Raw genomic sequence first — 20,543 nt, 5'->3', positions numbered from 1 at the left:
CTTAATTTATTAATCATTATTAAAGTGTCAATATTAATTTGTATAAATTTTATTTTTAATTTTAATAGTTCTCTTCAAATTTGAATTGATATTTAATTTTAATTTTATTTTCTTGATTATAGTTAATTTTCCTTTATTTTTTTATATTGATTATTATTTTATATATATTAAACATTTAATCTACTTTATTCAGTTAAAAAGATTTATGCTCAATCTAATCCTAATCCATATTACACTAAAGAAAGTTAAAAATTGTAACAAAATCTAAATAAAATAAAATTTAATATTTTATGAATTTTTAAATAAACATTACTTTTATCTCATTGGAATATAACTAATTTTCTATAACTTTTACAAAAATAAAAAAATACTGACTAATTACAATATATTTTAATATTTATTCATTTTTTATAACAATATTTCACTATTATTTGATAATCTATAAATTTGTATTATAATCTTTATAAGTATAAGTTATAAGGTTATTAATACTCATATGGGGAAAAGACAAAAAATTGAATTTTTTTCAAAAACCATTGAAAATATCATCAAAATAAAAGAAAAATATTCATTATCATATACTAAATTATCTGAAATTACTAAATTGTCTGAAAAAACTCTTAAACGAATTTTAAATAAAAAACAAATTTATACAAATTATGATATTATTACTTTAGAAAATAAAATACTTAATTTTATTTTATTTCAGATGGAAGGAATTTCTGAAGAAAAATTATTACTATATCTACAAAGTTTTAAACTTGGTAGAGAAAAAAAATTATACATTACTTACATTTTATACATATTTAATTTTATTGGTAAAATATATTCTCCTTTCAACACCCTCAAAGATATGTTTTATGTTTATAATAAAAATGAAAAATTTTTAATTTGTAGTATAACCTTCTTATGTCAAAAACAAATATTAAAACTTGAAAATAATTTTTTAAAACGAAGTTCAAACTTTATTAAACTTAAATTGGGAAGAAGGAAATCTTCAAGAATTTTAAATTATTGTTATTCTTATTATTATAAATTAAAAGACTATGAAACATGTTATAAATTAATTTTTCATTTTAAACTTTCAATGCATGAAAAAGAAGATTTAATAATTAATCTTGTAACTTATCATTTTTCCCTGAAAAATTATGACAAAATTTTTCCAGTATTTTTAGAATATTTTAAATACTTAAAAACCAACAATAAAAGAAAATCAAAAACATTAAGACTTTTTTATCTTTCAGTTCTTACTAATTATTTTTTTATTAAAGGATATTACATAAAAGGACTTGTAGCTAGTTACTCTTTGTTTAATTCTTTTTTTCTTTATACATCAGAAAAAAATAAAAAAAAATTATTAAAACGCTTATCAATTCATTCTTCTCATAATAAACTTTTTTATTTTATTGTACTTCTTTTTTTATTTCAAAACAATACATATTTACAATTAGGTTGGTACAATCAATTTTTATTCTTTAATAGATTTCTTGAAAAGATAATTGTTTATGAATCAAAATATAAAGTATATCTTTATGAAGATCTATATCTTTTTATTTGTAGATTTGGTGATAGTAAATCTCTTAAAAATTTAATAGATAAAATAAATAAAATCGAAGACCCTAATAAAGAATTGATGTTATTTAAATATTATCAAAAATTATATATTTTTCAAAATAATAAGCAAATACTTAAAATCCTTATATCAAAATATAAAAGGAAACTTGAACAAAATATTCCAGACAATTTAACTTTAAATAATTTTTTAGAAAGACATATTGATTCATTATTAATTATGGAAGATTATACTAATGCTTTGTTTTATAATTTATTATTTATATTTAATGATAGTTTTGAAAATAATATTTTTGAAGGATTACTTTTTCTTTATTTATTTTTTCTTTTAATTATAAATAATAACAATGTTGATTTTTTAAATATGACTATTTCCTCATTTTTATTAAAAGTAAAATCTGACAGTTTGTTTTTCAAATATCTTAGTATTTCTAACAAAAATGAGCTTTTTGATAAAATATTTATTTTTTTAAAAAAATTTAACCTGGAAAATACAAATAAATTTGAAATTAATAAAGAACCAATCAAAAACATAAAAAAATTTAAAAATATAAAATTATTTGACCTATTAATTCAATTTTATATTTATTCAGATTTTTTATTTAGCAAACTAGAAAAAGAATTAAAAGAATTGTATTCACAATTTTTGAAGTGTAAAAATGATTCTTTACAAAAAATAAATCTATTCTTAAATAAAAATAACAAAATAAATCATTCTGATATAACCAATTTAGATTTTCTAAAAAATAAAAAAGATGTTTTAAAAATCTACCTTGAACAAAATAATTATTCACTTTTAAACAAATTTATTACCATAGATTCTGGAATTATTTCTAAAATAAAATATCTTAACGAATATATTTTTTATTCAAAACTCTATAAAAAACTTATTATTGAGATTCACAAAAGAAAAACAAAAAAGAACAAAACTTTCAAAAATGACAGAATATTATTTAACAAAGAAAATTTATTCTTTATATTTTCTAATTTTTCAATAATTTCTGATTTTACTAAAAATTATTTTTCAACCTACATATCATGGCTTAATAATAAAAAAAAGTACATTTTTGAAAATTTTAAAAAAATAAATAAAAATAAAAATATCACTGAAGAATTTTTAAACCTAACTAAAAAACCTTTAATATTCCCATTTTTAAGATATAGTAAAGCAATAATTATTTACAATAATTTAAAAATTCAAAAATAGAAGTGCTATTTATTAATCTTATCTTTTTATCAATTTCATTTTCAGTTGTACAAACAGCTAATCTATATTTATTCTCAAAGTTAAATAATTCCAACTTTACTTTGATAGCTTGTTTTTTATAATTTAAAACCATAATTTTTTTGTTATCTATATAAATAGAAAATTTATTTAAAGGCATATATAATCCCATTCCAATTGCTTTAATAAAGCTCTCTTTTAATGTCCATATATCATAAAATTTTTCTAATTTTGTTCCAATATCTTTATTTATATAGCAGTTTTCTATCTCTGAATAATAATATTCAGCTATTGTTAAATCTATTTTTTTTATTAATTCAATATCTATACCTACAATTTTATTTGATATAGCACAAACAAGGGGCTGTCTTAGATCTTAAGGCAGTCCTTTTTTTTAAAAAAAATAAAAATATAAAAATTTATAAATTAAAGGAAAAAATAAAAGAATTTTCAAATGAATTATTTAATAAATATAAAAAATAAGGTAAAATTTTTCCTTTATTTAGTTTAAACAACTTTCTAATATTATGTGCTATACTTATTAATCCCCATTCTATTTTTACATTATTTATTCCTCTTAACATAAATCTCCTGAATCCCATATTGTGTTTAATATCTCCAAATACGGTCTCAACTTCTATCTTCCTTCTAAATGATAACTCCTGTCCCATTAATGTTGATAAATTCGATTTAACTTCTGATTTTAATTTTAAAAATACTGGATTTACCCATATATTCTTGTAAGGTTTTCCTTTACTACACCTATCCTGATAAATACAGCCTTTACATCCATTTGTTGAATATACTTTGTATAATTCTAATTTCTTCCTTTTTGTAGATCTTGCAGTATAAACATATTTTAATTCTTTCCCATTTGCACATATAAAACAATCTTTTGACTCATCATATTTCCAATTCTGTCTGTTTAATTTATCCTTTTTAAAACTTCTTTTACTTTCTTTAAAATATCCTGAATATTTAACATAATTATTTATTCCTCTCCTTTTTAAATATAAATAATTATAAGTAGAACCATATCCTGCATCAGTTATTAAATTTGTTGGTTTTCTCCCTGTCTTTGATATTAAACTTTCTAAATGAGGGATTAAGGTGTTTGTATCTGATCTATCTTGATGGATACTATACCACAATATAAATTGATTTTGTGTGCCTATCTGTACATTATAGCCTGCTTTTAATTGACCATTTAACATTGCATCTTCTTTCATCCTCATAAATGTAGCTTCTTCATCTGTCTTAGAATAACTATTACGTCCTTTAAATTTCTTTTCCTGCTCTTCATATCTTTCTAATCTTGGTATATAATCCTGTTTTAACTTCTTAATACTTTTTTTTAATTGTTTGCTCTTTTTATCCTTTTTATCTTCTCCTCCTTCTTTCAATACTTCTTCTAATTCTTTTGCTATCTTTTTTAGTTTCTCTGAATCTAATACTTCCTTTTTACCTTTAGATTCTTCAGACTCTTTTTCTTCATAATATCTATCTTCTTCTTCATTTAAATAATCTATCTCTTTTAATAATTTCTTTACATTTTCTTTAAGCTTCTTTTTGTAATTTTTTATGCTCTTTGACCATACAAAACTATATTTATTCGCATTAGCTTCTATTTTTGTCCCATCTAAAAAATAATTGTTTAAATCTACATAACCTGTTTCATATAAATAGGATAATAATATACTGAATATTTCTTCCAAATGTCTTCCTAACTTCTCTTTCCTGAATTTGTTTATTGTCCTGAAATCTGGATAATTCTTCCCACTTAACCACATGAAATATATATTCTCTCTTAATGCTTTGGCTATCTTCCTTGATGAATATATTTTCTGGGTATAAGCATAAACTATTACCTTTAAAAGCATCTTCGGATGATAACTACTTCTACCTCCTCCTTTATAGCTTCTGTAAAGAAAATTTAAATCCATATTTTCTATTAAATCATTTACTATTCTTACTATATCATTTTCTGGTATATATTCTTCTAATCTTTCTGGAAATAATAGTGGTTCATCCTGTATATATCTTTTAAATACTACCTTATTATGTACTTTTGTTCTTCTCTTTTTCATAATTCAATTATAGCAAATAATTTGTAAAAAAAAAGAGGTTGTCCCCAAGTTTTGAGACAACCCCAAATATTAAAATTAAAATTATCAAAATTTTTAATTAAAGGTTTTCCAAATTTGTTATAAATAAAATGAATTTTAAAATATTCCAGATTAAAATTTTTTGAAATTATAAAGCGAATAAGTATTTCTCCAAGTAAACTTCTATAAGCATCTGACAATTTTAAATAACTTTTTATTTTTTTTACTTTTTCTTTTGAAACAAAACTCAATAATTTATCAATCTTAATATTAGACATTATTTCATAAATATTTAATGAATAAATTTTTACCATTATTATTCTCAAAATTCTCTAATAATGTTTTTTTTTGTTACCAGATTATTAATAATATCACAAATTTCAATAAAATTACTATTTAGAAAAAAATGATTCCCATCAAATTGATAAAAATAACATTTCCCATTAGTATAATTTTTCCATTCTTGCCATAAATTAACTAAAAAATCATCTGTTCCATAAAAAACAGAAATATCAATTTCTAAAGGTGTTCGATTCTTGTTGTATTTGTAATTCTCATAAATTTCAAGATCGGATCGAATAATTGGCAAAAAAAAATCAATTATTTCCTTATTACTTAATAACTCTTTGGAAATTCCACCAAGTTTTTTTAAATAATTTATGAATTCAATTTTAGATAAATCTTTTATTTTTTTTTCAACTTCATAATGAGGTGGATTCACACCTGATATATATATGTGTTTTGGTTTATTAAAAGATTCTAATTTGTAATAAATCTCATATGCTAATAATCCTCCTAAACTATGCCCGAACAATATATATTCATCATTACTTGAAAGATTTTCTTTTATTATATAATAAATATCATTAACAGCTTCTTCAAAGCTTTTATAGAGTGGCTCTCTATTTCTTTTTCCTCTTCCAGATAATTCTAATGGATAAAGCTCAATTGAAGGAATTAAATATTTTTTCCATTTATTGAAGATATTAGCATAGCCACCTGAATAAGGAATACAGAACAACTTTACTTTTTTATTTTCATTCATTTAAAATCTCCTTTTTTACTTTTATTTTAATTTTCAAAATTTAATTTTTATTTCAAATACTCTTTTTAATAAAAACTTTATTTAAATTTTAAATACTGAATAAATTTTGTTTATATAATGAATTAAACTATGTTTTTTAATAAATATTCTATAAACAAAATAAATAAAATTTATTTAATTTAATATTCACCAACCAAAATAAGTTCAGGTTGATATTTATTTGTTGATGTTAATTTAAGTAAAATTTTCCTTTTTTTATCAATTATAAAATTAAACTTGTTTATAAAAAATAAAACTTTACCAATTAATGTTAAATCATAACATGAATATAAATTATTATTAAATTTAAATTTTATTTCTTTAACTTTTAAACTCATTGAAAAACTGTTAATAAATATTTTTAGAAAAAATGGTAGATTTAGCATTGTCCAATCATAAACCATTATATTTTCAATTTTATGAATTTGATCATAATTAATACAGCTAATAATATCAAATATATTATAATAGCTAAAATTAATTTTGTTTATTCTGGTTTTTATTATACCATTGGTTACCTTTTGTTTATTATTACTGTTTTCAAGGACATAACAATTTATTTCTTCATTATTAAGAATTTCCATGATTTCATAAGAAATTCTGTTTTTTTTCAAATCAAAATATATCCTAAAATAAAATAAGGGATATAGATCATTTTGTCTTATTATAGTATAAATAAAAGAAATAGTTTTGTTTTTTTTTGTTTTTACATAATTCCTATTATCTTCAAAATGGTATTGATATTTTGAAAATCCAGAAATTCCCAGATAACATTTAATATTATTAAAATTTATTTCTCTATATTCCCGATAAACATAATCATAATAGTATTTATCTTTATAAATACTTTTGTAAATTATCATTTTATCAATTTTATTTTTAAAATAATCTGTTCTAAGTATACCTTTAATATTTAATCTTTCTATTTCATTAATTTTTGCTTTTAATTTATATCCTGTTAACTCCAGATAATAGAAAAAATTTTTTATAGGAAATATAAATTCAATATTATCTACTTTTTTTATTGTGTAAACATTTTTAAAAGAGACATCAGGATTAAATGGGATATTTTTATTATTTGCAAAAGTAAAAATATTGTAAACAAAAAATATTATAAACAAAAAAGATAATCTCTTTTTAATTTTTTGCATAATTTTCTCCTGATCATGCTAAAATGAAAAATATTAATTTCCTTTTTTCAATTATTTAGCCTTTTATTCAAAGTTTATTAATTTAAAAAAATTAACTCTTTTATAATTTGGAATATTAAAAGACTTATTTTTCAAATAAATGCTATTTTTTCTCAAAAAAGTTCCAGAATCATATCTTATCAATATAATTAATACAAAAATAACACTGAAAAGAGTTCTAAAATATTCATGAATTGGGTTTAATTTCAATAATTCACCAGTTAGATTCACCATAAAATGAATTAATACTGTTGTTAAAGTACTTCTTAAATTATTATTATATAACCATGTTTGTAAAATTTGCAATGTTATTACACCAGGTAAGAAAGTTAACCAGAATAATGATGAATTAAACCCAATTACATCATGTTGATAAGTACCATTGATAAAAAATAAAGGTAAATGCCACAATCCCCAGAAAAAACCAATTATTAAACTTGAAACTAAAGCACTATATTTTTTCTGCATTATATCAAGTTCATAACCATTCCACCCCATCTCTTCTGGTAAAGGACCGTATAAAAATATAAAAATCATAAAAGAAAATAATTTTAAAGGATTTTTTAAAAAGTTTAATAGGATTTCAAAAGATGGTAGAAATCCCTTAATTAAATAAACAGCAATTATACTTAAAATCGCAAAAATTGGTGGTAAAAAAATGCAATAAAACCACCCTTCAGGTTTTATTCTTTTAACATCTATTATTCTTATTAAAAAATCTTTCCACTCATTTTTTGAAAAGTTTAAATATGGCAAAACAATAGCAGGAATCAATTTACCAAATATACCACCTGCTAAAATAAGCAAAAATACTATAGAATTGTGGAAATTTTTTTTTAATAAAATTGCAGATATCCAGAAAATCCAGGTTAAAGTAAAAGTTATAATAAAAAAATGCCATGGATTTTCTTTTGAAATAAAACCATATTTTTTTTTCATACAATAGTCCTTCAGCTTATATTATAATTAATAATAAAATAAATATTAATTTAATTTTAATCTTTTAGTATTCTTTCAATTAATTCTAATCCTAATTTTTTATTTTCTATTTTGATAAATTTTTCAGCCATTCTATCTAAATTGGATTTTATCTCTTTATTTTTTTTTACCTCAATTATCAACTTTTCTAATCTTTTTTCACTAGCTTTATTAAGTTTACATGCTAATCCTATTTTATGGAAAACAACACGACTTGCATTACCAGGTTGATCCCTTGTTAAAGGTATAACAAGCATAGGAACCTTTTTAATTATTGATTCCTTTATACTATTAAATCCTCCATGAGTTATAAATAGATCAGCATGTTTTAACATCTTTATTTGAGGAACATAATTATAAATATGGATATTATCTTTTTTTGGATTAAATTTATATTTCTCTCCATGTAAACCAGTTGCAATAACAAGTTCCCAATTTTCATGTCTAGAAACAATATTTATTATATTTTGTATAGTTTCTTTTACTTTAGGAACTCTAAAAGCTTGTGTACCAAATGCACAATAAATAACAAAATCTGTCTTTTCTTTTTTTATAAAATCAAATTCACCTTCTTTTCTTTCAATATAAATATAAGAACCAATATAATGCTTCATTTTATATTTCACAAAATCAAATTCAAAGTCTAAAGGAGACAAAACTAATTCTTCCAGTTTTATATATGGTAAAAAAGTAGCAATGTATTTAACTTTATTCCTTGGAAATTTCCATAATTTAACTTGATACCTTATCTCTTTCCATAAATCTACCCCAACAAGTATACCAATAAACTCCCAGAATAAAATTTCCAATATTTTAACAAACCATTTAAATACTATACAAGTTTTCCTTTTAAATCCATTTAAAGGTATACAATAAGAACTTATAGGAGGTGATTTTAAAGTAAATTCAACAGGCAAAGTTATACTTAAAGAAAGAACTTTTATACCAGATGAAGAAGCTATAATTCCTGCAAAAGGTAATAAAGCATCAGTAATAATTAAATCAGGATTGAATTTATTTAATATTTTTTTAAATTCATTTAAATATAAATCCTGAAATAATTTTCTTGCTGTTTTTATATAGTTTTTTAAAATTTTTAGTTGACCTATTAATGAAGATTCAAGTATTTTTTCATTCATCTTTTTTAAAAATCCAGCTGGGAAAAATTCTTCTCCAATTTTATAAAATTCTATATTTTGAGCTTTTACAAGAGGTTCCATGTCAGGTATTCCAACATGGATAACCCTATGACCATTATTTATTAATTGCTTACAAAGTTTAAAAGTACTATGAATATGACCAGTCTCAGGAAGCATAAAAATCAAAATAACACTCATAATATTTTTCCTTGCTTTTATTTAAATAATGTTTTCACAGGCTAAAACTTTCTTTGGTTCTTCACTAACAAATGTATATAAAGTTGCAACAAACAAAAATAATCCACAAACTAAATAAATCATTGGTATATTTTTATTGGTAACATCTGCTACTATGCCTGCTAAAACCATACCCATAGGCATTAATCCCTGAGATATAACCCCAATTGCACCGGACACTCTACCCCGTAAATTTTCAGGAACCATAATCTGAGTTGAAGTATCAAATACAATAGTAAATGCACCAAGAATAAAACCCCCAAGAATATAATAAAGTAAAGCAATATATTTATTATAAATAAATCCATATGTTCCTGATATTGATGAAAAAATAAAAAGCAAAAATACAATCAATTTACTTCTTGAAACTCCAGAAATACTTAACATTGAAATAAAAACATAACCCATAAAAGCACCTCCACTAAATCCTCCCATAAGAAATCCATACCATTCAGGGCCAGTTTTTAAATATTTTTCAACATAGAAAGGAAGTAAAATTATAAATGCTGGAAGAAAAAAATTATATACTCCAAACAAGATAGCAAGTTTTCTAATTCCTTTTTCATTCCATAAATACTTTAACCCTTCTTTTGTATTTTTAAAAAAAGTTTTTAAACTGGAATTATTACTTTTATTATGGGTTTTATCTCTAATATTAGGTATTTCAATAAAGCATTCACTCAATGCTGATATAAAATATGTAAAACCATTAAAGAAAAAAATAAATGCAGCCCCTAAAAGTTTGAATAAAACTCCTCCTATCCCCTGTCCAATAAGAATAGCTATTTGTTGAGAAGCATTTTTAAATGAGTTTGCTTTGGTAAGATCTTTTTTATTAACAATTAAAGGAATTGAAGCAAACATTGCTGTATTAAAAAAAGCTGAATTTAAACCATATACTGATTGTGCCAGGAAAATGAAAAAAATTATCAATGATTTGTATTTAAAAAACTTAAATATAATAAAACTTAAAGTAAATGAAATAATTCCTCCTGCAAGATCAGAAAAAATAAAAATTAATTTTTTTGAATAAAAATCAGCAATAGTCCCCCCAATAGGAGTTGATAAAACAACAGCTAAAGAAAATATCATTATAGATAAACCCATTAAAGAAGCATGATTGGTTAAATCCTTTATTAAAAAAATTAAAGTTATTGCAGAAATCTGAGTACCTATTTGACTTACAAACTGCCCCTGCCAGAGTAAAACAAAATTTTTATTAAATAATTTTTTATTTTGTATCCTGGTATTCTCTAAATTTTTATACATTATTATTTCCTATATTTTCTGGATTATAAAATCATTATATTCTTTTTTTATAAGTTATCCTAAATTTACAATTTTTTTTTAAAATAGTTAATAGTTTTACTTAATCCCTCTACAATAGAAACTTCAGGTTTCCAGTCTAATATTTTTCTGGCTTTTGAAATATCTGGTTTTCTTTTTTTTGGATCATCTTCTGGTAATTTTTTAAATTCAATTTTTGATTTTGATCTGGTTAATTTAATAATTAATTCAGCAATTTCTATGATTGTATATTCTACTGGATTTCCAAGATTTATAGGTCCTGTAATTTCTTTGTCAGTATCCATTGTTTTTATTATTCCATTAATTAAATCACTAACATAACAAAAGCTTCTAGTTTGTAAACCACTTCCATAAATTGTTAGATTTTCACCTGTTAATGCTTGTACAATAAAATTGCTTATAACTCTACCATCATTTATTGCCATACCAGGTCCATATGTATTAAATATTCTAACTATCTTTATTGGTATTTCATACATTCTTTTATAATTAAAAAATAAAGTTTCAGCGACTCTTTTCCCTTCATCATAACATGCTCTAATACCTATAGGATTAACATTTCCTCTATATTCCTCCGTTTGTGGATGTATATCAGGATCTCCATATATTTCAGAAGTACTGGCTTGCAAAATTTTACTTTTTTTTTGTTTGGCAAGTTCAAGTAAATTTATAGAACCTGAAAAGCATGTTTTTAACGTAAATAATGGATCTTTTTGATAGTGTATTGGAGATGCAGGACATGCAAAGTTATAAATTTCATCAATATCTTCATTAATTTCAAAATTATTAATAATATTATAGTTAAGAAACTTAAACCTTTTATGATGAATTAAATGATTTATATTTTCAATATTACTAGTATATAAATTATCCACACAAAAAATATTTTCACCTTTTTTTATAAGTTGATTACACAAAAAACTCCCAAGAAAACCTGCTCCACCAGTTACTAAAACGTTTTTTCCCATTTTATCTCCTTATCTTCCAATAGAATAATATTCTATTTCTCTATTTTGCATCTCTTTTTTATTAAACATATTTCTTCCATCAATTATTATTGGGAATTTCATTTTTTCTTTAAGTTTTGAATATTCAATATTTCTAAATTCTTCCCATTCGGTCAATATTATCAATACATCAGCATTTTCAAGAACTTCATATTTATTTTTAAAATATTTAATTCTCTCATTCTCACAAAAAACTTTTTTAAAATTTTCCATAGCTTTAGGATCATACAATTTCAAATTAACATCTTTTTCCAATAATTCTTTTACTATTTTAATTGAAGGAGCTTCTCTTATATCATCAGTATCTGGCTTAAATGATAACCCCCATACAGCAATAGTTTTGTTTTTTCCAATCCATAATACATTATAAATTAAATCAATTATCTTTTTAATTCTGCTTTTATTTATTCTTTCCACTTCTTTTAACAAAGAAAAATTTACTCCATAATACTCTGCAATTCTTATAAATGCCTTTACATCTTTAGGAAAACAACTTCCTCCGTATCCTATCCCTGCTTTTAAAAATTGATTTCCAATTCTTGAATCAAGGCCAATCCCATTAGCTACTTCCTCAATATCAGCTCCTGCTTTTTCACATAAATCTGAAATCATATTAATAAACGAAATCTTTAATGCTAAAAATGAGTTTGAAGAATGTTTAATTATTTCAGCAGAAGGAATTGATGTGTAAATTATTGGAATATTGTTTTCTTTAAATGGTAAATAAATTTGCTCCATAATTTTTTTAGCTTTATTAGTATTGATACCTATAACAATTCTATCTGGATTTAAAAAATCATTTATAGCTGTTCCTTCTCTTAGAAATTCAGGATTAGAAGCAATTTCAAAATTAGCTTTATTTTTTATATATCTTTTGATAGTTCGTTCAACCCATTTATGTGTATTTACTGGAACTGTAGATTTCTCTATTATTAATTTATATTTATCTATATATTTACTCATTTCTCTAACAGTTTCTTCAACTTGAGAAAGATCTGCATGTCCATCCTCTCCTTGAGGAGTTCCTACACATAAAAAAATATAATCAGAAAAAAATACTCCTTCTTTAATATCATCTGTAAAAATAATTTTATTTTCTTTATTTATTTCTTTTAACATCTCTTCAAGACCGGGTTCATAAATAGTTGGTTCACCTTTTTTGAGTTTTTTAAGTTTATTCTGATTCTTTTCTACACAACAAATTTCATGGCCTATAACAGCCATACATACTGCTGTAACAAGTCCTACATATCCAGCCCCTATAATTGTTAATTTCATTAACCCTCCTTTAAAATCCTATTACTTATTAATTATTTAAATAATTTATCCAGCATCTTCTTCTTAAAAAAGGGTATGTTGGAAGATGTATTTTATTAACATTCATTCCTTTGTATAGAATATCCCAGTATATATTTGATCCATTTACAAAAAACTTGGCTATATCTTTATAAAGTTTTTCACTAAATCTATGATCTAATATTTTTTTTATTTTAATTAATGAAATCTCATTTACTTCATTTATATTGTTGTAAATAACTTCTCTATTTTCTCCAATAACTTGATTTTTTCTATTAATTCTATGATAATTATAAAAGATATCATAAGATTCAAGGTTATTAAAGTTGTCTTTTTCAAGCAATATTTTTAATTTTTGAATTAACTCATTAAAACTATTAATAACAATTGCTAGTCTATAGTTAAAATGATTTCTGCCAGTATTGACCGTATAACAAACATCATGAAAATTTAAATCTTTAGTATTTAAAAAATATTTGTAATACTTATTTATATATTCTTTTAAGACATTTTTGTTTTTTACAGAAACAGTAAAAATATCATATCTTTTATCAGGAATTATCTCATTTCTGGAAATATTACTTTTTGTAAGTATCATATGGCAATTTGTCCCGCTTATTCCAAAAGAGTTAATAGCAATATATGAAGTTTCCGAATTAAAATGTATTTTTTTTATATTTTTATTTATAAAAACAGGAGAATTATCAAAATCTATTAAAGTATTAGGGGTTTTAAAATTAACTGTTGGAGGAATTTCTTCATTTTTTATAATTAATAGACATTTTATTAGGGAAGCAATTCCTGAAGCTGAAGTTAGATGACCTATATTTGACTTTACTGAACCCGCAGGGCAAAAACCTTTTTTATCTGTAAATTCTGAAAATGCTTTAGTAATAGACTCTACTTCAATGGGATCACCTAATTTTGTACCCGTACCATGTGTTTCAAAATAAACAATGTTTTCTGGATTGATATTATATTTTTGCCATACATTTACTAATAACCTTTTTTGTGATTCAGGATTTGGAGCAGTAATACCATTTGAACTACCATCACTATTAATTCCACTTGCCTTAATAACACCATAAACCTGGTCATTATCCTGAAGTGCATCTCCCAATCGTTTTAAAACAACTACTCCCAATCCCTCCCCCCATACAGTTCCATTAGCATTTTCATCAAAAGGTCTAATAATGTTATCTGGAGATTCCATCATTAATTTCTCTTTTGCAAAAGGAGCAATAAATAAATTCACCCCTCCTGCAATTGCAATTTTTATATCCTTAGATTTTAAAAACTGACATGCATTATGAACTGCAACCAGACTGGATGAACAGGCTGTATCAATAACAAGAGAAGGGCCTTTAAGATTTAAAAAATATGAGATTCGCCCCGCAAGCATACTATCTATAGATCCTGTCCAAAATAAAATATCTTTATCTTTTGAAAGTTCATGATATTTTAATTGATTAAAATCAGATTTACCTATAAATACTCCTGTATTAGAATTATCAAGAACATCTAGGGTCAATCCCGCATCTTCTAATGCCCCCCATACAACCTGCATTAATAATCTTTGAACTGGATCCATTTTTGAAGCTTCGTCAGGTGTAATATTAAAAAAAAGGGGATCAAATTTATCAATTTCATCTAAATGACATAAATCTTTATATTCAATGTTGCTATTTTCTTTTTTAATCCATTTAATATAATTGTTTATATCGTTTTTTCTATTATCAGGAAAGGATTTTATGCTATATTTACTATTTTTCAAATTTGTCCAGAACTCATCAATATTATTAGCATCTGGAAACAAACAATTAATACCTATAACTGCAATATCATTATATTCTTGATTTTCTATATTGATTTTTTCTTCTATAATAATTTCTCTTTTATTCTTCATTATTTTCCCTCTAATATAATGTATATTTTATAAAATCATTTCTTTACTAAAATTAATTGATAAAATCTTTAATTTATTAAGTTCTCCTGATATTTCCTTATACCATTCTTTTTGTTCTTGTGCTGATACCTTTTTTGTTTCAAATATTTTTTTCATCCATTTTAAACCCAGATTTATATGCTTTTCTTCTGGTTCAACTTTTTTATCTTCAATTTCCTTAATCAGTTTCTGTAAACTATTATAAGGTTGAACTACTCCTTTGTTATATTCATCATTATCAAAATTATTATTTTTTGTACATACAGATGCCAGTAAACATTTATTTAAAACTCTTTTTATTATTTCTTTTTCATCTATTTTTTTAAAATTTTCTTTTATTTCAAATGGTTCTTCAAATTCATTAAATGCAACAGATTTTATTACTTTGGTATTTTTCTCACTTAACTTTTTCAAAATATTTTTTCCACCTGCTTCAATAACAAAATTAATTCCATTTTGTTCTAGAAATTTCATGATCTTTATCCATTGCACTGGCATATAAATTTGTTTTTCAAGTTTCTCAATAATTTCATCAGGATTTCCATATGGTAATCCATCAATATTTGAAATAACAGGTTTTTTGAAATTATTAAATTTATATTTACTCAATTCCTGTCCTAATTTTTTAGCTACTTCCAGCATTAAAGGATTATGAAATGCCGCACTTACCTTTAAAGGAACAAAAAAAACATTTCTTTTTGACAATATAACAGTAAACTTTTCTAACTCTTTTTTTTCTCCAGAAACAACCAACTCAGTAGGTGCATTAAAATTAGAAATAGTTAATGATTTTAAACCATTTTCTTCTTTAAAAATATTTTTAATTTTTTCTTCATCTAAATTAAATACTGCTACCATTCCACCCAAATTTTCCCCCGCAATTTCTTTCATTAACAACCCTCTTTTTCTAACAATTTTTAATGCATCTTCAAATTTAATAGCATTGGAACAGGTTAAAGCAGATATCTCTCCTAAACTATGTCCTGCTAAATATTTTATATCAATGTCAAATTCATTCTGTAAAATTTTGAATACCCCTATACTTAAGGTTAAAATTGCAGGTTGAGCATTTTCAGTTGCTTTTAATATATTTTCATCTCCTTCAAAACAAATTCTTTTTAAGTCAAATCCTAAAACATCATTAGCTTCATCAAAAATTTTTTTAAAAATATTATACCTGTCATACAGTTGTTTCCCCATACCAGAATATTGAGATCCCTGGCCTGGAAACAAAATTGCTACTTTTTTATTCATATTTTTTCTCCTCGTATAATATATTAAAAATAAAAGTACTATTGACAACCTAATAATATTAGGGATAATAAATATGATATGTGTTTAATGGATAAAATACAAATAAAAATCTCCTTGTCTTTTTAAAGACTTAATAAAGAATTTTGATTTTATCCATCTTAAATCTATATATCAGGCTGTTTAGCAAATATTCAGGATGTTACAGGATTCGAAGTTATTCGTCTCACTGTGTATTCGAGGTTGTGCAAATGCCAGATATTAAAAAAATTAAAAGGAGTTGAATTATGTTTTTTGTAGGTATTGATGTAGCAAAAAAATCTTCTGAAGTTTGTATTATCAATGAAAAAAGAAAGATTGTTAAAAAATTTAAATTAATTCATAATTCTAAGAATTTTAAAAAGTTTTTTGAAATTATTAATAAACTGTCAAATAATAAAAATGATTTTGAATTTGCTTTAGAAGCAACTAATGTTTTCTGGAAACCAGTGTTCTTTAGTATTAGAGAAAAAGGATATAAAATTTCTCTTGTTAATCCTTATTCCTCTTCCTATTTCTCTAAATCCTTTAATAAACATACCAAAACTGATAAACAAGATGCTTTAAATCTTGCTATCCAGTTATCTACTGGATTAATTAAAGAATCACTGGTTCCAGAAAATGATGTCTCTAACCTAAGAGAACTCATAAAGGAATACAATTTCCTTATGAAACAAATATACAATCTCAAAAGAAGAATTTCAAGTATTTTACAAAAAACTTTTTATGAGTATGATATTGTTTTTAGAGACCCTTTTAATGTTACATCAAGAACCATTTTAAAAAAATATCCTTCTGCTTTTGCTTTAGCCAAAGCTAACAAAAACGATATTGTTAAAATTTTTAGATCAATTAAAGGTAACAATAATTCTGAACATAAAGCTAAAAAAATTATTGAATTTGCTAAAATTTCTATTACTCCAAATAATGGCATTAAAGCTAATGAATTTAATCTAAGAAATCAAATTACTGTGTTAGAACTTCTTCTTGAACAAATAAAAAATATAGAAAAAAATATTAACCTTATATTAAAAAATTTAGAATTTAATTATTCTGATAATAATAACAAAAATAGTATTAACCCTATAAAAGCTGTTTTATCAATCCCTGGTGTTGGTAAAAAAACAGTTGCAACAATCATTGGTTGTTGTGGTGATTTAAATAAATTTAATAATGTAAATAAATTTTTAGGATACATTGGCCTTTACCCTGGTAAAGATCAAAGTGGTTCTAAAGATAGAACATATCAAAAATCAAAAGGAATCTCTATTGTTAAAAAACAATTATATTGTTGTGCTGTATCTGCTTTAATGCATAATAATGAATTAAAACAGGTTTACCTTAATGAAATTAACAAAGGAGGTAATTCTAAAAAAGCTATTTTTAAAGTTATGGTTAAGCTTGCTAAAATTATCTGGCATTTGTATACTTATTCCTCTATTTATGATCCTGTTAAGGTTTTTGTTGCTAAACCTCATTGTGCCTGATATATATAAATGTCAAAGAACACTAATTATATTAGATTGTCAACATCCTATTTTTTTTATTTTTTTTGTTGACATATTATAGGATGTCTTCATTTATTGTTTCAATAAAATCAAGAAATTCATTAATCAAATTAGTAAAAAATGTCTTTATTAAATTCTTATAATCAAATTCTTTTTCTGTATTGAAATTAATATTATTTAAACTATCATTTGCAATAAGAGTGATACAATTATTGTTATTATTAATATTAAGATTTAATATTAAGTCAAAATAATCTATTAATCGTTTTTCTGAAATTATGTTATTTACTATTACCAGAGGAAAAAAAGAATGTGAATTATTTAAAAAGTTTATTTCTTTTATCATATTAAATGTGTATTCATATAAAACATCAATATTCTTCTTATTTATTTTAAAATTAAATAAATAATCTTTAAAATCTTTAGTATCAATGAAGTAATATTTGAAATTAAAATTATTTAAAGATGTTAAATAAATTTTAGCAGTATTAAAAACTTTTTTAATTTGAATTCCTGTAAATAATAATAAAATATTATAAAGGTCATTTAAATTATAATTCTTTATATATTTTAATTGCTCGATTTCATTTTCTTTTAAAAAGTACTTTAATGTAGTGAATGTTTCTTTTTTAATGGTTAATATATTTGGAAGTGCTATTCCATAAACTATTTTTTTCTTATATTGAATAAAAGATGCAAGAGAAACTATTGAAGAATTATTATAAAAATCTGAAACATTTATTATTCCAGGATATTTTTCATTAATTTTTTCATGGAGTTGGACCAATAAAATGGAATCTATTCCTAATTCAAGCAAATTATCATAGATATTTATTTTTTCTGTATTTAAAATGTTCTTACAGATTTTTAACAACTGTTCTTCAACTTCATTTAAATTTAATATAGAAGATTCATTATTATTTCTTTCTTTAGATTCAATTTTTTTCATTTGAATAATTATATCATCAAATATTCCATTGAGATACATATTGGCAAGTTTGTATCTTTGAATTTTTCCACTAGTTGTTTTAGGAATTTTCTTAACAGGAACTATTTCTTTTATATTAATTCCTAATTTTGAAAAAATAAAATTTTTAATCTTTTTTTTCAATGGTATAAAATTTTCAAGATTTTTCTTGTAAAATAGAAAACCAATAACTTCATTTTTTTGAAGTTTAATATTGTAAACACCTACAAATACTATTTTACCAATTTCAACTTCATCAATTTCTTCAGCAAGTTTTTCTAAATCATAAGGATAATAATTTTGACCATTTAAATATATTATCTCTTTTAATCTACCAATAACAACAAGCTTTCCATTTTTTAAAAATCCTATGTCCCCGGTATTTAGCCAGCCATCTTTGGTAACAGCTTTTTTTGTTTCTTCCGGGTTTCTATAATATCCTGAAGTTACATTTTTCCCTTTGATTTGAATATATCCAACTCTCTCTACTCCAATTAGATTATTTTTTTCATCAACAATTCTAATTTTACAATTTTTAACTGGAGTTCCCACATAAACAAATTCTATTAAATCTTTTTCTTCAACATTATCCTCTTTAATTCTTTGATTTAAATTCAGAGAATTTCTATCTACTTTGATAGATTCTATCTTTTTATTTCTATCAGGAAAAGTTACTGCTAAACTTGCTTCTGCTAACCCATATACAGGAAATATTACATTTTTCTTTAATCCAAAATTACTCATACTTTTAATAAAATCCCTGCATAAAGATACATCAATTGGTTCTGCACCATTAAAAATTATTCTAACATTAGAAAGATCAAGGTCATTATCTTTATTCCTGTTAAACCATTTTAAAAAATATTTATATCCAAAATTTGGAGAAGATAATACAGTAACTTTATGTTCAGAGGCTTTTTTTAACCATATTGTGGGATTTCTAATAAACCTTGAAGTTGGTATTATAAATTGATTTAGACCTTTAAAAAGAGGAGAAAGATGAAATCCTATAAATCCCATATCATGAGTTAAAGGCATCCAGCTTAAAGATGAATCAGATTTCTCTAGACCTGCACCCTCCAACATTGCTTCAATATTTATAATTAAATTTTCATGGGTTAAAATAACTCCTTTAGGATTTCCAGTTGAACCTGATGAATATTGTACAAAAGCTATATCACTTTTTTTAATTTCTTCATTTTCCTGGATATTTGAATTAATCTTTTCAATATTTTCATAAAAAACAGTTTTTTTTTCTAAAAATTGTTTGAATTTTTTTAAATTATTTTTATATGAATATTTTATCAATCTATCATAATTTTGTTTTGTTGTCAATAAAAATGGATTACTTAAAGTTTCTAAAATATTTATTAATTTTATTTTGCTTTCATCCCCATTACCAGATGAAATAGGAATTGCTATTATTTTACCCATAAAACAAGCCCACATAGAAAATAAGTACTTGTCTGGTTCTTCAATTTGTATCACCAATTCAGAATTAGCTTTAATCCCTTGTAAATATAAAGTGTTTTTTAAATTTAATGATTTTTCATAAAGATATTTATATGTAAAAAAACCCTCATCGTCTTTATCTGAAATAATAGTAATTCCTTTATTTGAATCAATCCTTGATTTTAAAACTTCAATTAAATTTTTATACTTTCTCATATTATCCTCTCATAAATTATCAAT

At 23.0% G+C, this 20,543-nt stretch carries 15 protein-coding genes; 2 read left to right on the top strand and 13 right to left on the bottom strand.

What is annotated here, in order from left to right:
• The first annotated feature begins 496 nt into the window (after positions 1–496).
• Positions 497–2,779 carry a hypothetical protein gene (locus tag ACZ5EC_RS12285; protein ID WP_464302771.1) on the top strand — a complete coding sequence of 761 codons (2,283 nt, stop codon included), beginning with the start codon at positions 497–499 and terminating at the stop codon, positions 2,777–2,779.
• Here ACZ5EC_RS12285 and ACZ5EC_RS12280 read toward each other — a convergent pair.
• The 12 genes from ACZ5EC_RS12280 to fabD all read right to left on the bottom strand — a co-directional run bounded on the left by ACZ5EC_RS12280 (position 2,748) and on the right by fabD (position 16,340).
• Entirely contained in the window at positions 2,748–3,119 is a 372-nt protein-coding gene (locus ACZ5EC_RS12280) for a 4'-phosphopantetheinyl transferase superfamily protein (protein WP_464304167.1), read from the bottom strand. The two genes, ACZ5EC_RS12285 and ACZ5EC_RS12280, sit on opposite strands and share 32 nt — an antisense overlap.
• Before the next feature lie 97 nt (positions 3,120–3,216).
• Positions 3,217–4,884, bottom strand: a complete 1,668-nt coding sequence (locus ACZ5EC_RS12275; RefSeq protein ID WP_464301953.1) for an IS1182 family transposase — start codon at positions 4,882–4,884, stop codon at positions 3,217–3,219.
• Positions 4,881–5,216, bottom strand: coding sequence for a hypothetical protein (locus ACZ5EC_RS12270; protein WP_464302770.1), 336 nt, complete (start codon positions 5,214–5,216; stop codon positions 4,881–4,883). The genes ACZ5EC_RS12275 and ACZ5EC_RS12270 overlap by 4 nt, the downstream gene beginning before the upstream one ends.
• A gap of 8 nt (positions 5,217–5,224) precedes the next feature.
• On the bottom strand, positions 5,225–5,947 hold the full coding sequence (locus ACZ5EC_RS12265) for a thioesterase II family protein (RefSeq protein WP_464302769.1): 723 nt from the start codon (positions 5,945–5,947) through the stop codon (positions 5,225–5,227).
• Positions 5,948–6,126: 179 nt separating this feature from the next.
• Entirely contained in the window at positions 6,127–7,137 is a 1,011-nt protein-coding gene (locus tag ACZ5EC_RS12260) for a hypothetical protein (RefSeq protein WP_464302768.1), read from the bottom strand.
• Positions 7,138–7,200: 63 nt separating this feature from the next.
• On the bottom strand, positions 7,201–8,115 hold the full coding sequence (locus ACZ5EC_RS12255) for a CPBP family intramembrane glutamic endopeptidase (RefSeq protein ID WP_464302767.1): 915 nt from the start codon (positions 8,113–8,115) through the stop codon (positions 7,201–7,203).
• Positions 8,116–8,171: 56 nt separating this feature from the next.
• On the bottom strand, positions 8,172–9,491 hold the full coding sequence (locus ACZ5EC_RS12250; protein ID WP_464302766.1) for a glycosyltransferase: 1,320 nt from the start codon (positions 9,489–9,491) through the stop codon (positions 8,172–8,174).
• Between the two features lie 21 nt (positions 9,492–9,512).
• Positions 9,513–10,799 carry an MFS transporter gene (locus tag ACZ5EC_RS12245; protein WP_464302765.1) on the bottom strand — a complete coding sequence of 429 codons (1,287 nt, stop codon included), beginning with the start codon at positions 10,797–10,799 and terminating at the stop codon, positions 9,513–9,515.
• 65 nt (positions 10,800–10,864) lie between these two features.
• The gene (locus ACZ5EC_RS12240) at positions 10,865–11,806 is read right to left on the bottom strand and encodes a UDP-glucuronic acid decarboxylase family protein (protein WP_464302764.1); all 942 of its coding nucleotides are present in this window, start codon (positions 11,804–11,806) and stop codon (positions 10,865–10,867) included.
• A 9-nt stretch (positions 11,807–11,815) separates the two neighbouring features.
• Positions 11,816–13,123 (bottom strand): UDP-glucose dehydrogenase family protein, encoded by a 1,308-nt coding sequence (locus ACZ5EC_RS12235; protein ID WP_464302763.1) that lies wholly within the window; start codon positions 13,121–13,123, stop codon positions 11,816–11,818.
• A gap of 28 nt (positions 13,124–13,151) precedes the next feature.
• On the bottom strand, positions 13,152–15,047 hold the full coding sequence (locus tag ACZ5EC_RS12230; protein ID WP_464302762.1) for a beta-ketoacyl synthase N-terminal-like domain-containing protein: 1,896 nt from the start codon (positions 15,045–15,047) through the stop codon (positions 13,152–13,154).
• A gap of 27 nt (positions 15,048–15,074) precedes the next feature.
• Positions 15,075–16,340: an ACP S-malonyltransferase gene (gene fabD / locus ACZ5EC_RS12225; protein WP_464302761.1), complete on the bottom strand. Its 1,266-nt coding sequence runs from the start codon at positions 16,338–16,340 to the stop codon at positions 15,075–15,077.
• A gap of 284 nt (positions 16,341–16,624) precedes the next feature.
• Here fabD and ACZ5EC_RS12220 point away from each other — a divergent pair, with 284 nt between their 5' ends.
• Positions 16,625–17,863 (top strand): IS110 family RNA-guided transposase, encoded by a 1,239-nt coding sequence (locus ACZ5EC_RS12220; RefSeq protein ID WP_464301685.1) that lies wholly within the window; start codon positions 16,625–16,627, stop codon positions 17,861–17,863.
• Positions 17,864–17,939: 76 nt separating this feature from the next.
• Here the strand turns inward: ACZ5EC_RS12220 and ACZ5EC_RS12215 are convergent, their stop codons facing one another.
• On the bottom strand, positions 17,940–20,519 hold the full coding sequence (locus tag ACZ5EC_RS12215; RefSeq protein ID WP_464302760.1) for a non-ribosomal peptide synthetase: 2,580 nt from the start codon (positions 20,517–20,519) through the stop codon (positions 17,940–17,942).
• Positions 20,520–20,543: the final 24 nt, after the last annotated feature.

Source organism: Exilispira thermophila, from assembly GCF_055389015.1.
The sequence above is the reverse complement of the archived record's forward strand: the minus strand, read 5'-3'. Positions and strand labels throughout refer to the sequence as shown.

Bases quoted from the DNA above. Each gene is read 5' to 3' on its own strand.
- ACZ5EC_RS12285 (WP_464302771.1), top strand. From the start codon at position 497: ATGGGGAAAAGACAAAAAATTGAATTTTTTTCAAAAACCATTGAAAAT.
- ACZ5EC_RS12275 (WP_464301953.1), bottom strand. From the start codon at position 4,884: ATGAAAAAGAGAAGAACAAAAGTACATAATAAGGTAGTATTTAAAAGA.
- ACZ5EC_RS12270 (WP_464302770.1), bottom strand. From the start codon at position 5,216: ATGGTAAAAATTTATTCATTAAATATTTATGAAATAATGTCTAATATT.
- ACZ5EC_RS12265 (WP_464302769.1), bottom strand. From the start codon at position 5,947: ATGAATGAAAATAAAAAAGTAAAGTTGTTCTGTATTCCTTATTCAGGT.
- ACZ5EC_RS12260 (WP_464302768.1), bottom strand. From the start codon at position 7,137: ATGCAAAAAATTAAAAAGAGATTATCTTTTTTGTTTATAATATTTTTT.
- ACZ5EC_RS12255 (WP_464302767.1), bottom strand. From the start codon at position 8,115: ATGAAAAAAAAATATGGTTTTATTTCAAAAGAAAATCCATGGCATTTT.
- ACZ5EC_RS12250 (WP_464302766.1), bottom strand. From the start codon at position 9,491: ATGAGTGTTATTTTGATTTTTATGCTTCCTGAGACTGGTCATATTCAT.
- ACZ5EC_RS12245 (WP_464302765.1), bottom strand. From the start codon at position 10,799: ATGTATAAAAATTTAGAGAATACCAGGATACAAAATAAAAAATTATTT.
- ACZ5EC_RS12240 (WP_464302764.1), bottom strand. From the start codon at position 11,806: ATGGGAAAAAACGTTTTAGTAACTGGTGGAGCAGGTTTTCTTGGGAGT.
- ACZ5EC_RS12235 (WP_464302763.1), bottom strand. From the start codon at position 13,123: ATGAAATTAACAATTATAGGGGCTGGATATGTAGGACTTGTTACAGCA.
- ACZ5EC_RS12230 (WP_464302762.1), bottom strand. From the start codon at position 15,047: ATGAAGAATAAAAGAGAAATTATTATAGAAGAAAAAATCAATATAGAA.
- fabD (WP_464302761.1), bottom strand. From the start codon at position 16,340: ATGAATAAAAAAGTAGCAATTTTGTTTCCAGGCCAGGGATCTCAATAT.
- ACZ5EC_RS12220 (WP_464301685.1), top strand. From the start codon at position 16,625: ATGTTTTTTGTAGGTATTGATGTAGCAAAAAAATCTTCTGAAGTTTGT.
- ACZ5EC_RS12215 (WP_464302760.1), bottom strand. From the start codon at position 20,519: ATGAGAAAGTATAAAAATTTAATTGAAGTTTTAAAATCAAGGATTGAT.